At 70.7% G+C, this 14,273-nt stretch carries 12 protein-coding genes; 5 read left to right on the forward strand and 7 right to left on the reverse strand.

Annotated elements, in window-relative coordinates; translation table 11 throughout:
• Positions 1 to 311: 311 nt before the first annotated feature.
• A complete protein-coding gene (locus tag OG738_RS02145; protein WP_329050762.1) occupies positions 312 to 1,352 on the reverse strand; it encodes a 3-isopropylmalate dehydrogenase in 1,041 nt (346 codons plus the stop codon).
• A gap of 227 nt (positions 1,353 to 1,579) precedes the next feature.
• The gene (locus tag OG738_RS02150; RefSeq protein WP_329050764.1) at positions 1,580 to 4,942 is read right to left on the reverse strand and encodes a S8 family serine peptidase; all 3,363 of its coding nucleotides are present in this window, start codon (positions 4,940 to 4,942) and stop codon (positions 1,580 to 1,582) included.
• A 200-nt stretch (positions 4,943 to 5,142) separates the two neighbouring features.
• On the opposite strand from OG738_RS02150, the gene OG738_RS02155 reads away from it, so the two are divergent.
• Complete coding sequence (locus OG738_RS02155; protein ID WP_329050766.1) at positions 5,143 to 5,673, forward strand: barstar family protein; 531 nt, start codon at positions 5,143 to 5,145, stop codon at positions 5,671 to 5,673.
• Positions 5,674 to 5,718: 45 nt separating this feature from the next.
• Here the strand turns inward: OG738_RS02155 and serA are convergent, their stop codons facing one another.
• The gene (serA, locus tag OG738_RS02160; RefSeq protein ID WP_329050768.1) at positions 5,719 to 7,317 is read right to left on the reverse strand and encodes a phosphoglycerate dehydrogenase; all 1,599 of its coding nucleotides are present in this window, start codon (positions 7,315 to 7,317) and stop codon (positions 5,719 to 5,721) included.
• Between the two features lie 125 nt (positions 7,318 to 7,442).
• Positions 7,443 to 8,006: a TetR/AcrR family transcriptional regulator gene (locus OG738_RS02165; RefSeq protein WP_329050770.1), complete on the reverse strand. Its 564-nt coding sequence runs from the start codon at positions 8,004 to 8,006 to the stop codon at positions 7,443 to 7,445.
• An 86-nt stretch (positions 8,007 to 8,092) separates the two neighbouring features.
• Between OG738_RS02165 and OG738_RS02170 the strand changes: the two genes are divergently transcribed.
• The 4 genes from OG738_RS02170 (at position 8,093) to OG738_RS02185 (ending at position 12,355) form a co-directional block, all read left to right on the forward strand.
• Positions 8,093 to 8,992 carry a TIGR03620 family F420-dependent LLM class oxidoreductase gene (locus OG738_RS02170; RefSeq protein WP_329050772.1) on the forward strand — a complete coding sequence of 300 codons (900 nt, stop codon included), beginning with the start codon at positions 8,093 to 8,095 and terminating at the stop codon, positions 8,990 to 8,992.
• Positions 8,989 to 9,819, forward strand: a complete 831-nt coding sequence (locus OG738_RS02175; protein ID WP_329050774.1) for a TIGR03620 family F420-dependent LLM class oxidoreductase — start codon at positions 8,989 to 8,991, stop codon at positions 9,817 to 9,819. Before OG738_RS02170 ends, OG738_RS02175 begins: the two co-directional genes overlap by 4 nt.
• Before the next feature lie 261 nt (positions 9,820 to 10,080).
• Positions 10,081 to 11,403, forward strand: coding sequence for an ankyrin repeat domain-containing protein (locus OG738_RS02180; protein WP_329050777.1), 1,323 nt, complete (start codon positions 10,081 to 10,083; stop codon positions 11,401 to 11,403).
• A gap of 70 nt (positions 11,404 to 11,473) precedes the next feature.
• Positions 11,474 to 12,355 carry a nuclear transport factor 2 family protein gene (locus OG738_RS02185; RefSeq protein WP_329050779.1) on the forward strand — a complete coding sequence of 294 codons (882 nt, stop codon included), beginning with the start codon at positions 11,474 to 11,476 and terminating at the stop codon, positions 12,353 to 12,355.
• On the opposite strand, the gene OG738_RS02190 is transcribed toward OG738_RS02185, so the two are convergent.
• The 3 genes from OG738_RS02190 to ilvN all read right to left on the reverse strand — a co-directional run bounded on the left by OG738_RS02190 (position 12,352) and on the right by ilvN (position 14,273).
• Positions 12,352 to 12,630, reverse strand: coding sequence for a DUF397 domain-containing protein (locus OG738_RS02190; RefSeq protein ID WP_329050781.1), 279 nt, complete (start codon positions 12,628 to 12,630; stop codon positions 12,352 to 12,354). The two genes, OG738_RS02185 and OG738_RS02190, sit on opposite strands and share 4 nt — an antisense overlap.
• Positions 12,631 to 12,716: 86 nt before the next feature.
• Positions 12,717 to 13,730, reverse strand: coding sequence for a ketol-acid reductoisomerase (gene ilvC, locus OG738_RS02195; RefSeq protein WP_308670322.1), 1,014 nt, complete (start codon positions 13,728 to 13,730; stop codon positions 12,717 to 12,719).
• A 36-nt stretch (positions 13,731 to 13,766) separates the two neighbouring features.
• The gene (ilvN, locus tag OG738_RS02200; protein WP_003080760.1) at positions 13,767 to 14,273 is read right to left on the reverse strand and encodes an acetolactate synthase small subunit; all 507 of its coding nucleotides are present in this window, start codon (positions 14,271 to 14,273) and stop codon (positions 13,767 to 13,769) included.

The following is a 14,273-nucleotide window of genomic DNA, read 5'->3' on the forward strand; positions in this document are numbered from 1 at the left end:
CCTAGCGTTTCGAGGCAACAAAAAAACCTCCCGCAGGGGTGCGAGAGGTTGCGCGCCGGGTGCTCTTGTGGAGCTACCGTCCGGCGCGCTCGGCGATAATGATCGCGAAGCTGGTCACGGTCGCATCATGCCACAGTGCTTCGATGGAAGTCCACTAGTTGGGTCAAGCTCCCACCATCCGGGAAACCCCCACCGAGCAAGCCCCACCGCTCCCCGGGGGCGACTGCCCAGACCGAACACACCCCGACCACCCGGGCCGGACACGAAAAAGCCCCGCACCACCAAGGGCGGGGCTCTTCCGAAGCGAAATCTCAACCAGCCGTGCGCACGTTGGAAGAAACCAACGCCGCCAGCCGGTCCCCGATCGCCGTGGTGGCCCCCGGCGAAGACTGGTCCCGCGTGGCCAGATCGAACGCCACCGAAGCCTCGATCCGCCGCGCCGCTTCCTTCTGGCCCAGGTGGTCCAGCAGCAGCGCCACCGACAGCACCGCGGCCGTCGGGTCGGCGAGACCCTGACCCGCGATGTCCGGCGCCGAACCGTGGACCGGCTCGAACATGCTCGGGTTGCGGCGGGTCATGTCCAGGTTGCCGCTCGCCGCGAGGCCGATGCCGCCCGTCACCGCCGCCGCGAGGTCGGTGAGGATGTCGCCGAACAGGTTGTCCGTCACGATCACGTCGAACCGGGACGGGTCGGTCACCAGGTGGATGGTCGCCGCGTCCACATGCGAATACGCGACCGTCACCTCCGGGTGCTCCAGCGAGACCTCTTCGACGATCCGCGACCACAGCGAGCCGGCGAACGACAGCACGTTGGTCTTGTGCACCAGCGTCAGGTGCTTGCGCGGGCGGGCCTCGGCGCGGCTGAACGCGTCCGCGACCACACGCCGGACGCCGTACGCCGTGTTGGTGCTGACCTCCGTCGCGATCTCGTGCTCGGTGTCCTTGCGGATCAAGCCACCGGTACCCGCGTACGGGCCTTCGGTCCCTTCGCGCACGACGACCATGTCGACGTCGCCGGCGTCGGCCAGCGGTCCCCGGACACCCGGGTACAGCCGCGCCGGGCGCAGGTTGACGTGGTGGTCCATTTCGAACCGCAGGCGCAGCAGCAGGCCGCGCTCGAGGATGCCGCTCGGCACCGTCGGATCCCCGACCGCGCCCAGCAAGATGGCGTCGTGCTGGCGGAGTTCGCCGAGCACCGACTCCGGGAGCAGCTCACCGGTCGCGTGCCACCGCGCGGCGCCGAGGTCGTAGTTCGTGATCTCCGCCGTCGGTACTACCTCGCCGAGCACCTTCAGCGCCTCGGAGACCACCTCGGGCCCGATCCCGTCTCCTGGGATCACCGCGAGCCGCATCCACACACCTCCGTCGACGAGGCCACCGGATGCACCGATGGCCCACCGCAACAAAACGCCAGCAGCCGGAAGGTTACCGGCCGTAGACAAACGGCCGTAGCCGCACCACCCTTATGCCGCATCCTCCCGCAGGGTGAGACACCCGATCGGGTTAACCAGAGCGGGGCGCCCCCAGCGGAACCCGCCGGGAACGCCCCTGCTCCTGCACTGATCGATCTTGTCCCGGACTACCGGTGACCAGCCCCGATCGGCTGACGGTCGTTCCCCGGCCGGGCGCCCTGGGCGGCGTCCACCTTGACCACGTTCGCCCGGTTGCCCGCGGCGTTGTGGTGCTCGATGGCGAGCAGCCCGAGTGCCTTGTCGGCCGCGGCCGAGTCGGCGTTCCGGGTCACGACCAGCGCCGTCCCCGGCTTCGCGACGTAGCCCAGCGCGGCGTCGCCGCCACCCTGCACCGAGTAGCCCGGCGCGAGCGCGTCGAACGAGAGCGGCGTGCCGACGTAGTCGATCAGCCCGTTCGTCGTGCCCGGCGCGACGTAGAAACCGCTCACGCCGACCGTGTAGGAGATGCGGTGGCTGTCGGCGTTCGCGTCGATGCCCAGCGCGGCCAGCGAAACCGGCAGCGTGATCACGTTCGTGTCGAACACGTTGGTGTCCACGTCGCCGAGCTGGCCGTTGACGGCCTGGACGTCGACCTGCGGGAAGCCCGGGGTCAGCGCGACCGTGACGGCCAGCAGGACGTCCGTGGACGTCGCCTTGGTCACGTAGGTCTCGAAGTCCGGCGTCCCGTCCCCGGTGGTGTCGATGTCGACGAACGGCGAGGTGTTGCTGCCGATGTTCGCCCAGTCGCCCCAGGTGGACAGGCCGAACGCGAGGATCGCGTTCTCCGGCTCACCCTGTGCCTTCGCCAGCGGCGCGGTGGACGCCGCGCCGACGTAGCGGAGGTCGCCGCCCTTCGCGGTCTTGTTCACCGTGCAGTCGGTGACCACGTCCGCGTCGCACTCGGGCAGCTGCGGGGATTCCGCCTGCAGCTCGAACACGCTGATCAGCGAGCGGTAGCGCTGCGCGCCGGTGCCCTGGTCGACGCCCTTGCCGCTCAGGTTCAGCACGGCCTGGGTGGCGTCCGGGGCGAATTTCACCGACTGCGGCGTCGAAATCGTCGACACGGGCTTGGGCGCGGCGTAGACCGAAACCCGCAGCGGCACCTTCGCCCCGCTGGTCGGGGTGAAGGCGACGCGGCCCGAAGCGTCCGCGACGAACTGCCGCGCCAGGCCGGCCTGGGTGGCCGACATGGTCGGGTCCATGACCTTGCGCAGCGCTTTCGGGTCGGTGATCTTCAGCGTCACCTTGACCTTGGCGGTGCCGCGCGGGGTCAGCTTCACCGACTGCTTGTCCACTGTGTACTCGACACCCGGCAGCGCGTCGACCGCCTGGTAGGCCACGGTGTACTCGGCGGGCGTGACGCCCTTGTTGACCAGCTTGATCGTCTTCGACAGCGTCACCGGCCCGGGAGCCTCGACGGTGCCGAAGCTGACGCTCACCGCGCCCGGGTCGTCCTGGACATAGGCGAGCACCTGGTTGTCCAGCGCCGCCTTCGCGTCGATCCGGCCGCTGCCGACGCGCTGCGGCGCGAAGGTGTGGCCCGCGCCGTCGGTGACGTCGTGGCCGGCGGTGTCGACGACCGACGCCTTGACCTCCTCGACCGACCAGTCCGGGTGGGACTGGCGGACCAGCGCGGTGATGCCCGTCGTGTGCGGGGCGGCCATCGACGTGCCGGAGAGCACGGTCCGGCCGTTGCCGCTGCCGCGGAACGCCGAGGTGATCGTGTCACCGGGCGCGGCGAGGTCCGGCTTCACGGCCGGGCCGCGGGTGCCGCGCGAGGTGAACGAGCTCGGGGTGTCCACGATCGTCTTGTCGTAGGTCTGGACCGACGTGCGCCCGGCGCCGTAGAGCCGGATCTGCAGCGTGCCCGCGGTCAGCGCCGCGCGCAGCGTCTTCGTCGCGGAGCCGGTGAACTGGAACATCGGGATCGCCGCGTTGCCCGCGATGCCGGCGCTGAAGTGCTCCAAAGTGGACGACAGCAGCGCGCCCTTCGCCCCGGCCGCCTGGGCGTTGTTCGCCCGCGCCGCCGACCCGCAGGCGCGGGTGGAGTCGTTGTCGTCCCACTCCAGCCAGACGAACTTGCCGGCCGCCTTCGCCTTGTCCGCCGCGGAGTACGGCGCGCAGCCCGCGGCGTTCGCCGCCGAGAGGGCCACGACGGGCGCAGTCACATCCAGGGTGTCGTAGCCGGTGTAGTTCTGGCTGTACTGCCCGGTCTTCGCGCCGGCGACCCCGGTGGGCGCCTTGGCCTCGGCGGCGTCGCGCAGGACGCCCGCGTCCCGCGAGCTGGCCACGGTGAGCGCTTCGGGGGTGTTGCCCGGCGAACCGGCGATGTCGTTGATGTCGCCGCCGTTGCCCGCGGAGATCACCGGCAGCACGTTGTTCGCGGCGAGCTTGCGCACGAACAGCGAGTCCGGGTCGTCCGGCGCGCCGAAGTCGGAGCCCAGCGAGAGGTTGACGATGTCGAGGTGGTCGGTGAAGTCGCCGTCGCCGTCCGGGTCGAGCGCCCAGTCCAGTGCCTGCGAGGTGACGTTCGTCGAGCCCGTGCAGCCGAACACCTTGATGGCGTAGAGGAGCGACTTCGGCGCCGTGCCCGGGCCGATCTGCAGCTCGTCGACCTTCTTGGCCGTGAGCTTCTGGTAGTCGCCCTTGAAGGTCTTGCCGTCGGCGGTGACGCCGTAGCCGCCGATGGTGCCGGCGACGTGCGTGCCGTGCTCACCGCAGGCCAGCGGGTTCGGGTCCGGCTTCGGGGTGGCCTTGCCCGGCGTCGCGGCGTCGTAGTCGTCGCCGACGAGGTCGGTGCCGCCGACGACCTTGGCGCTCGGGAAGAGCGGGGTCGGCTTGGTGCTGTCGACGCTCTTGTAGGCGGCCGGCGTGCCGGGGCCGCCGAAGTCGGCGTGGGTGTAGTCGATGCCGTCGTCGATCACGCCGATGCGGACGCCGTCGCCGAACTTGCCGGTCTGCTGCCACGCGGCGAGCGTGTTGGTCAACTGCTCGGCGCTGGCGTTGGTGCGGGTCTTCGGCACGACCGTGCGCACCGAGACGACGTCCGCGCGCTTCGCGACTTCGCGCAGCTTCGCGGCGTCAGCGGTCACGACCACGCCGGGGACCGCGTTGGCGGTCTGGGTGACGACCTGCGGCTTCGCGTCGGCCGACCGCAACTGGCCGAGGACCGAGCTGACCGCTGCGGCGGTGTCGTCCTTGGCGGCCCGGGCGGCGCGCTTGGCGGCTTCCTTGCCCTGCGGCTGCGCGGACGTGAACGCGTCGACGGCGGGTTTCTTCGCCAGTTCGACGAACGCGGTGACGCGGCCCTGCGCGGCGGCCAGGCGCGGCGCCACCTTGCCCTGCAGCTTCGCGCCGTCGATCTTCGCCGGCGCCACCCCGTCGGCGAGGGGTGCGTCAGCCGCGGACGCGACCGGCGCGCCCAGCGCGGCGGCCAGCACGACGGCGAAGAACGCCGTCGTGGCGCGCGCGGGCAGGCGGGATCTGGTCATGAGTCGGCCCCTTACTCGAGGTCTGGACCCGAACCTGCCAGCCGCTCCTAGCACCCCCGACGGTGAAGCACGGCGACCGCGCCGTGCCCTCGACGGCGCGTGGTTCAACCTCGCGGAGAGAACTTAATGCCCCAAAACACCTACTTACGTAGGCAAAGAAGTCCGTTATGTGAATGTGATTGCCGATACCCTCGGGTCCCATGCACCGCTACGAGCCGCGCGACGACCTCGCTTTCCGCTTGCTGCACGCGGGCCCGGTGACCCTGTTCTGGCGCGTGCCGCTCCTGCTCGAGGCGACGGACTGGCTGGCAGGCCACGGTTACCAGGTCATCCGCCTGGGCGCGCGCGAGTGGACGTCCGATCGCGACATGCACGCCGCTGTCGCCGCGGCGCTCGGCTTCCCGGACTACTACGGGCGCAACCTCGACGCGCTCAACGACTGCCTGCGCGATGTCGTCGCCCAGGACTACGGGTGGTCGCCGGACTCGGCCGGCCTGGCGATCGTCTTCACCGGCTACGACGCCTACGCAAAGGCCTGCCCGCGGTCGGCCCACATCGTGCTGGACCTCCTGGCGGACCATTCGCGCGTGGCGATGCTCTTCGGCCGCCCATTCGTGGTCCTCGTGCAGAGCGACGACCCCGGCATCCGGTTCGAACCGGTCGGCGCCACGGCGGTGCACTGGAACGAGGCCGAATGGCTCGACGCGCGCCGGCGCCCCGGAAACGCGTAAAGGCCACGCCGAGTGGTCCTCGGCGTGGCCTTCACGGCGATCGCGTCAGGTGAAGTCGACGGCGCGGATCGTGTGCGCCCCGACCGAAGCACCGATCGGCTCCAGCAGGTGCGCGTCGATGTGGCGGTCGACGCGCAGCAGCATCACCGCGTCGGAACCGTCGGTGGTCTGGCTGATCTGCGCGGCCTCGATGTTGATGCCGGCCTCGCCGAGCAGCGTCCCGACGCGGCCCATGACACCGGGGCGGTCGCCGTACTCGACCAGCAGGACGGTGCCCTCGGCACGCAGGTCGAAGCCGCGGCCGTTGACCTCGACCAGCTTCTCGACCTCGTCCAGGCCGGTGACCGAACCGGACACGGTCAGCACCGCGCCGTCGGCGTGCACCGCGCGCACGGTGACCAGGCTGCGGAACTTGGGGCTCTCCGGCTCGGTCTCCAGCTCGACCTGCACGCCGAGCTTCTCCGCGAGCTGCGGCGCGTTGACGAAGGTGACCTGGTCCTCGACCACGCCGGTGAACAGGCCGCGCAGCGCCGCCAGCTGCAGCACGCCGGTGTCTTCGTGGGAGATCTCGCCCTTGACCTGCACCGTCACCGACGCCGGCGACGTCGGGTTCAGCGCCGTCAGCAGCTGGCCGAGCTTCTGGGTCAGCGACAGGTAGGGGCGGACGTGCTCGCCGACCGCGCCACCGCCGGAGACGTTCACCGCGTCCGGCACGAAGTCGCCGCGCAGCGCCAGCAGCACGGACTTCGCGACGTCGGTGCCCGCGCGGTCCTGCGCTTCGGCCGTCGACGCGCCCAGGTGCGGCGTCACGACGACGTTCTCCAGCTCGAACAGCGGGCTGGACGTGGTCGGTTCGGTGACGAAAACGTCCACGCCGGCGCCGCCGACGTGCCCCGAGCGCAGCGCGTCGGCCAAGTCCTGCTCGACGATCAGCCCGCCGCGGGCGGCGTTCACGATGATGACACCCGGCTTGGTCTTCTTCAGCGCCTCGGCGTCGATGAGGCCCTTGGTCTCCGGCGTCTTCGGCAGGTGGATGGAAATGGCGTCGGCGCGCGACAGCAGCTCGTCGAGGGTGACCAGCTCGATGCCGAGCTGGCCCGCGCGCGCGGCCGAGACGTAGGGGTCGTAGGCGATGAGCTTGGTGTCGAACGCGGCGAGACGCTGGGCGAACAGCTGGCCGATCTTACCGAGGCCGACCACGCCGATCGTCTTGCCCTGCAGCTCCACACCGGAGAACGAGCTGCGCTTCCACTCGCCGCCGCGCAGGCTCTGGTCGGCGGCCGGGACGCGGCGCGCGACCGCGAGCAGCAGGGCGACGGCGTGCTCGGCGGCGGAGACGATGTTGGACGTCGGCGCGTTGACGACCAGGACCCCGCGCTCGGTGGCGGCGGGCACCTCGACGTTGTCCAGGCCGACGCCGGCGCGGGCGACGACCTTCAGCTGGGTCGTGGCGCCGAGGACTTCGGCGTCGACCTTGGTGGCGGAGCGGACCAGCAGCGCGTCGGCGCTCTTCACCGCCTCGAGCAGCGCGGATCGGTCCGTGCCGTCGACGTGCCGGACCTCCACCTCGTCACCGAAGACGCTCAGCACGGAGGGGGCGAGCTTCTCCGCGATGAGGACGACGGGTTTGCTGGGCTTGCTCACGATGCGGCTCCCACTATCTGGTCATTTCCAGGACGCTGTGTGTCGGCAGACGGTCTCAGCACGTCGTTGTGCCCCGGTCGTGGCGGAGTTTAACCCGCTCCGCCGCCCCCTGGCTTCCCATGGTGTTAACTCGCCCGTAATCCCTCGAAAACAAGAGCCAGGAGGCGCTGCATGCCTCCCGGGCCGGGCAGGTGCCCACCCGCCCAGGATGCCGCGTGCAGCAACAGAAGGAGCTCGTGCGTGGTGACGTCGGGGCGAAGCTCGCCTTCGCGTTTCGCGCGTTCCACTAGATGGGAACCGGCGTCGCGCATCGCGTGGCACGACGCGTACAACCGGGATGATTCGTCGCTGAGCGCGTCGGCGGTCAGCTCCACCAGGCCGCGGAACGTGCCGGTGGCGTCACCGAGCCCGGCCAGCCAGGTCTGCAGCGCGGGCAACGGCTCGGGATGGGTGAGCAGTTCGCGCGCCCGCTCGGCCTGCGCGTCGAACCGCGCGCGCAGCAGCGTTTCCAGCAGCGCCTCCCGCGTCGGGAAGTGCCGGTAGAGCGTGCCGATGCCGACCCCGGCGCGGCGCGCGATGTCTTCCAGCGACGCCTCGACGCCGTGCTCAGCGAAGGCGCGCTGGGCCTCTTCGAGGAGGCGCTCGTAGTTGCGGCGGGCGTCCGCGCGCATCGGCTTGACTTCGGTCATCGCCCTCCCGACCCTACCGGGTAGCCAATCGGAGGCTACCTCCGTATATTAACCGGAGGCAGCCTCAGATTACTGGAGGGACGAGGATGACCCTGATCGAAGACACACGAGCCCGGCTCGGCGCCCTCGGCGCCTGGCTGCCGAGCGCGCCCCTGCAACCGGCCCCGGCCGTCGAACGCGCCGCCACCAGGCGGCTCGCCGACGCCGGCTACCGCTCGATCTGGAGCGGCGAAGGACCCGGCATCCGCGAGGTGTTCGCCCACTTCGGCGACCTGCTCGCCTCGGTGCCGGACGTCGTGCTCGGCGCCGGCATCGCCAACGTCTGGGCGCGCCCCGGCCGGACCGCCGAAAAGGGCGGCGCGACCCTGGCCCACGCCCACCCCGGCCGGTTCGTGCTCGGCCTCGGCGTCGGGCACGCGTTCCAGGCGGCGAAGTACGGCGAGCAGTACCGGCCCCTCGACCGGATGCGCGAGTACCTGTCCGAAATGGACTCCGCGGCGACGGAAAACCCCGCCCCGGTAGCGTTTCCGCGGGTGCTGGCCGCCGTCGGGCCGAAGATGCTGGAACTGTCGCGCGAGGGTGCGGACGGGGCACACCCGTTCGCCCAGCCCGTCTCGCACACGCCGTACGCCCGCGAAATCCTCGGGCCGGACAAGCTGCTGATCCCGCAGCAGACCGTGCTGCTCGGCAGTCGCGAGGACGCCCGCGAGAACGTGCGGCGGCGCGTGGCGCAGTCGCGCGAAAACTCCGTCACGGCCTACGTCGCGGGCTGGAAGCGGCTCGGCTACACCGATTCCGACATCGCCGGCCCGAGCGACCGCTTCGTCGACGACCTCGTCCTCTGGGGTGACGCCGGAACCATCGCGAAACGCCTGGACGAAGTGCTCGACGCGGGTGCGGACCACGTGCTGCTGACGCCGTCCGCGGCCACGTTCGAGTCCACTGTGGACATTCTGCTGGCGCTGGCCCCGGCAGTGGTCCGATGAGCGTCGGGATCTGGCGGTTCTTCGACGGCGTCCCGATCTCCGAAGTGCGCGAGACCGCGGCCGAGGTCGAGGAGCTGGGCTTCGACGCGCTCTGGTTCGGCGAGTACGCCGGCCGGGACGCGTTCACGCAGGCGGCGTTGCTCCTGGCAGCGACGTCCCGGCTCGTGGTCGCGACGGGCATCGCGCGCTTCGACCGCCGCACGCCGATCAGCGCGGAAGCGTCGGCGCGGGCCCTCGGCGAGGCGTACCCGGACCGGTTCGCCGTCGGCCTCGGCGGCCACTTCCCGGGCGCGCGATCGCTTTCGGCGATGCGTGACTACCTGGCGGGCATGGACGACGCCGACCTGCCGGGCCTGCCGCCGCCGTCCCCCCGGCCGCGCCGGCTGCTCGCGGCGCTCGGCCCCCGCGCGCTCGACCTGGCGGCCGAGCGGACCGACGGCGCGCACCCGTACTTCGTCCCGCCGGAGCACACGGCGGCGGCCCGGGAGCGGCTCGGGCCGGGCAAGTACCTGGCGGTCGAGCAGGCGGTGGTGCTCGACGCGGCACCTTCGGTCGCCCGGGAACACGTGGACCTGTACGTCCGGCAGGCCCCGCACCACCAGGCCAACCTGCGCCGGCTCGGCTTCACGGAGGAAGACCTGGCCGACGGCGGCAGCGACCGCCTGGCCGACGCGATCGTCGCCACCGGCGAGCAGGCCGCGGCGGACCGCATCCGGGCCCACCTCGACGCGGGCGCCGACCACGTCTGCGTCCAGGTCCTGGCCCGCACGCCCGATTCCTACCGCCGCCTGGCCGATGTGCTCCACGGGGCATCACTCGTGTCCTGACGGGCATCACCTGTGATTGGCGGGGCATCACGCCGATGCCCCGCCAATCACGCGTGATGCCCCGCCAATCACGCGACAAGCCCCTGGAAACACGCGTGATACCCGTTTCCGCACGCCGGGGTAGGGTGGCGGGGCGCGGTGGGGGCCGCGTCCCGTCCGCGGAAAGGGCCGAGCCCACCCCTGCAGCACCGCACCACCAGCTCCGCACCTTCTTTCCTGCCCGGTGCCGGCGGACCACGGGCGACGAGGGAAGGAGGCATCATGGGCACGCTGCCCGCGAAACCCAGCCTGGACCAGCTCCGCAAGCGTGCGAAGGACCTCGTACGCGCCGAAGGCGTCAAGCTCGCCGAAGCGCAGTTCCGGATCGCCCGCGACCACGGGTTCCCGAGCTGGCCGAAACTGCAGGCCTACGTCCGGCGCGTCACCGAGCACGGCGAAACCCTGCAGCACCCGTACCACGAGGACGTCGAGTACTACGCCGAACGCGCGCTCGGCCTGCTCGCCTCGGCCGAAGACGACACGCCCGACGCGAAAGAGCCCTTCGCTCGCTGGGGCCAGCCACTCACCCGCGACGGCGCCCGCGTGGTCGTCGCGAGAGAACACGGATTCGGCTCCTGGAAAGCACTTCGCGCCCACGTCAAGTCTCTTGTGGACAGTGGCGAGCCCTTCGCCCGCGCGTACCGGGCGGTCGAAGCGAGGGATCTCGACGGCCTCGGGAAGCTGCTCGACGAGTTCCCCGGGCTCGTCACCGCCCGCGGCACCAACGGCAACGACCTGCTCGGGATGGCCGGCGCGACCTGCGACGAGCGGCTCAGCAAGATCCTCCTCGACCGCGGTGCCGACCCGGCGCGCGGCAACGTCCACGGCTGGACTCCCCTGCACCAGGCTGCCTACAGCAACCTGCCGCGCCTGCTCGACCTCCTGCTGGAGCACGGCGCCCCGGTCGACGTCGCGGCCCGCGGTGACGGCGGCACTCCCCTGGTCGTCGCCCTGTTCTGGGGCCACCGCGAAGCCGCGGAGAAGCTGGCGGCGCACAGCCGGGCGCCGGGGAACCTGCGCGTCGCGGCCGGGCTCGGCGACACCGGCTTCATCGACGAGCTGCTGACCTCGGGCGACCCCGGCGCGCATCGCGGTTTCTACCGCCCCCACAGCGGTTTCCCGGCCTGGCAGCCGACCGGCGACCCCGCCGAAGTCAAGAACGAAGCCCTTTCCTGGGCCGCGCGCAACGACCGCATCGAAGCACTGGAAACCCTCGTGGCACGAGGGGCCGACGTGAACGCGGACGTCTACCGGGGCACGGCGCTGACGTGGGCGGCGGCGCAGGGCAAGCTCGCCGCCGTCCGGACGCTGCTGGACCTCGGCGCCGACGTGAACCGTCGGGGCACGTTCGGCGGCCCGAACCACGGCGAGAGCGTGACCGCCCTGCACTTGGCCGCCCAGTCCGGGCACCTCGACGTCATCCGGACGCTCGTCGACAACGGCGCCGACCTCGGCGCCCGGGACGGGATCTTCCACAGCACCCCGGAAACGTGGGCCGACGTGTGCGGCCAGCCGACCGCCCGGGACCTGCTCCGATCCCTGTAGACAAACGGAGTCTATAGTCCGTATCGTCGAAGACGGACTACAGACTCCGTTTTGCTCACTGGGAGGATTCATGACCACACCCCGCGACGTGTTCGCCGCGCTGTCCGACGGCATCAGCGAAGGACGGTTCGGCGACCTTTCCGCGCTCTACGCCGAAGACACCGTCGTCGAGCACCCCCAGGCCGTGCCGCGGCCGGGGCGCATCACCGGCCGCGTCGCGGTCCACGAGCGGTTCACCGGCGCCCTCGCGGCCGCGGTCAGGCTCAAGCGCAAGAACGTCGTCGTCCACGAGACGACGGACCCCGAGGTGATCGTCGCCGAATACGACTACGACGCCGAGTCCGTCGAAACCGGCAAGACCACGCCGACGGCCAACATCCAGGTGCTGCGCGTCCGCGACGGCCTGATCGTCCATTCCCGCGACTACCACGACTACCTGCGCCTCGCCGCGATCCGCGACGGCGTCGACCAGCTCGCCGCGGCTTACGAGCAAGCGCCGCCGCGCGAGTTGTCACCGATCGGACCACGGACGTCGAGCGACCCGAAGAGCCGGCGTGGGGTGTTCGAGCGGCTCGTCTACGGCGTCTCCGACAAGCGCGGCGAGGAGCTGGCGGAGCTGTACGCCGAGGAAACGCACGTCACGCACCCGTTCCAGCCGGGGTCGGCCGTCGTCCGGACGCGCGAGGAGCTGCGGGCGCACTTCAAGCAGGCCGCGGGCTTGGGCGTCGACCTCGAGGCGACCGACCTGGTCACCTACGAGGGCACCGATCCCGAGGTGCTGATCGCCGAGTTCGCCTACCAGGGCGAGTACGGCGGCCGCCCGGTCCGCATCGCGAACATCTTCGCGATGCGGATCCGCGACGGCCTCGTCGTCGAGTCCCGGGACTACGGCGACCACCTCGGCATCGCCGGCGACACCGGGAAGATCCCGGAGCTGGCGGCGAAGCTTTAGGCCTCGGCGAGGTCCTCGGGCAGGTCGAACTCGCCGTCGCGGACGCCCTTGACGAACGCGTCCCACTCGGACGGCGTGAAGACCAGGATCACGCCGTCCGGCTTCGACGACTGCCGCATCGCGGTGTAGGTGACGCCGTCGGTGTGCTCGATGAAGGCGTACTCGACGCAGTCGTCGAGCGTGACGCCCTCCGGCTCGGCCCGGATCCACTCGGCCTTCGTAAAGTCGAGGTGGTGCCGGATGTGCGCCTTGTCGTCGACCGGCTGCTCACTCATGCCGCAAGCGTAGCGAAACGACCACCGAACGCACTGAAGGGGACGCCCGGAGCGGGCGTCCCCTTCAGCGTCTTGCGAGAAAAGACTCAGGCGGTCTCGGTGATCGGCCGGTCCACCCACGACATCAGGTCGCGGAGCTTCTTGCCGGTCGCCTCGATCGGGTGCTGGTTGCCCTGCTCCTCGAGCTTGGTGAAGTTCGGCCGGCCGGCCTCATCCTCGGCGACCCATTCGCGGGCGAACGTGCCGTCCTGGATCTCGCCGAGGATCTTCTTCATCTCTTCCTTGACCGCCGGCGAGATGACGCGCGGGCCGCGGGTCAGGTCGCCGTACTCGGCGGTGTCGGAGATCGAGTAGCGCTGGCGCGCGATGCCGCCCTCGTACATGAGGTCGACGATCAGCTTCAGCTCGTGCAGCACCTCGAAGTAGGCGATCTCCGGGGCGTAGCCGGCCTCGGTGAGCACCTCGAAGCCGGTCTGCACCAGCGCGGACGCGCCACCGCAGAGCACGGCCTGCTCGCCGAAGAGGTCGGTCTCGGTCTCCTCGGTGAACGTCGTCTTGATGACGCCGGCGCGGGCGCCGCCGATGGCCGCGGCGTAGGAGAGGGCGAGCGCCTGCGCGTTGCCGGTGGCGTCCTGCTCGACCGCGATGAGCGCCGGGACGCCCTTGCCGTCGACGAACTGGCGGCGGACCAGGTGGCCAGGGCCCTTCGGGGCGACCATGGCGACGTCCACGTTGGACGGCGGCTTGATCAGGTCGTAGCGGATGTTGAAGCCGTGCCCGAAGAAGATCGCGTCGCCGTCCTTGAGGTTCGGCGCGATGTCCTGCTCGTAGATGAAGCGCTGCTTCGTGTCCGGCGCCAGGATCATGATCAGGTCGGCCTCGGCCGACGCCTCGGCCGGGGTGAGCACGCGCAGGCCCTGCTCCTCGGCCTTCGCCCGCGACTTGGACCCCTCGGGCAGGCCGATGCGGACGTCGACGCCGGAGTCGCGCAGGCTCAGCGAGTGGGCGTGGCCCTGGCTGCCGTAGCCGATGACAGCGACCTTGCGCCCCTGGATGATCGAGAGGTCGGCGTCGTCGTCGTAGAAGATTTCCACTGCCATGGGGGTTACTGCTTCCTTTCCTGACTTACAAAGTTTTCAACGGGGCGAAGTCGCGGTGATGGAACGGGCGCCACGCCCGACTGCGACCATGCCGGACTGCACCAGCTCGCGGATGCCATACGGCTCCAGCATCCGCAGCAGCGCACCGATCTTGTCCGACGTCCCGGTCGCCTCGACGGTGAGCGCCTCCGGGGACACGTCCACCACCTTCGCACGGAAGAGCTGGACGGTTTCGAGGACCTGGCTGCGCACGGTGTTGTCGGCGCGCACCTTCACCAGCAGCAGTTCGCGCTGCACGGCGGTCGACTGCTCCAGCTCGACGATCTTGATCACGTTGACCAGCTTGTTGAGCTGCTTCGTCACCTGTTCGAGCGGTAGCTCTTCCACGGCGACCACGATCGTCATGCGGGACACCTCGGGGTTCTCCGTGGGCCCGACGGCGAGGGACTCGATGTTGAACCCGCGGCGGGAGAACAGGCCCGAGACGCGCGCGAGCACACCGGGCTTGTTCTCGACCAGGACACTCAGCGTGTGGACGCTCAT

The sequence above is a fragment of the Amycolatopsis sp. NBC_01488 genome (genome assembly GCF_036227105.1).
Classification (GTDB): domain Bacteria; phylum Actinomycetota; class Actinomycetes; order Mycobacteriales; family Pseudonocardiaceae; genus Amycolatopsis.

What these genes read in the sequence shown, in the direction of transcription:
- OG738_RS02145 (WP_329050762.1), bottom strand. Translation starts at nt 1,352, where the DNA reads ATGCGGCTCGCGGTGATCCCAGGAGACGGGATCGGGCCCGAGGTGGTC.
- OG738_RS02150 (WP_329050764.1), bottom strand. Translation starts at nt 4,942, where the DNA reads ATGACCAGATCCCGCCTGCCCGCGCGCGCCACGACGGCGTTCTTCGCC.
- OG738_RS02155 (WP_329050766.1), top strand. Translation starts at nt 5,143, where the DNA reads ATGCACCGCTACGAGCCGCGCGACGACCTCGCTTTCCGCTTGCTGCAC.
- OG738_RS02165 (WP_329050770.1), bottom strand. Translation starts at nt 8,006, where the DNA reads ATGACCGAAGTCAAGCCGATGCGCGCGGACGCCCGCCGCAACTACGAG.
- OG738_RS02170 (WP_329050772.1), top strand. Translation starts at nt 8,093, where the DNA reads ATGACCCTGATCGAAGACACACGAGCCCGGCTCGGCGCCCTCGGCGCC.
- OG738_RS02175 (WP_329050774.1), top strand. Translation starts at nt 8,989, where the DNA reads ATGAGCGTCGGGATCTGGCGGTTCTTCGACGGCGTCCCGATCTCCGAA.
- OG738_RS02180 (WP_329050777.1), top strand. Translation starts at nt 10,081, where the DNA reads ATGGGCACGCTGCCCGCGAAACCCAGCCTGGACCAGCTCCGCAAGCGT.
- OG738_RS02185 (WP_329050779.1), top strand. Translation starts at nt 11,474, where the DNA reads ATGACCACACCCCGCGACGTGTTCGCCGCGCTGTCCGACGGCATCAGC.
- OG738_RS02190 (WP_329050781.1), bottom strand. Translation starts at nt 12,630, where the DNA reads ATGAGTGAGCAGCCGGTCGACGACAAGGCGCACATCCGGCACCACCTC.
- ilvC (WP_308670322.1), bottom strand. Translation starts at nt 13,730, where the DNA reads ATGGCAGTGGAAATCTTCTACGACGACGACGCCGACCTCTCGATCATC.
- ilvN (WP_003080760.1), bottom strand. Translation starts at nt 14,273, where the DNA reads ATGAGCGTCCACACGCTGAGTGTCCTGGTCGAGAACAAGCCCGGTGTG.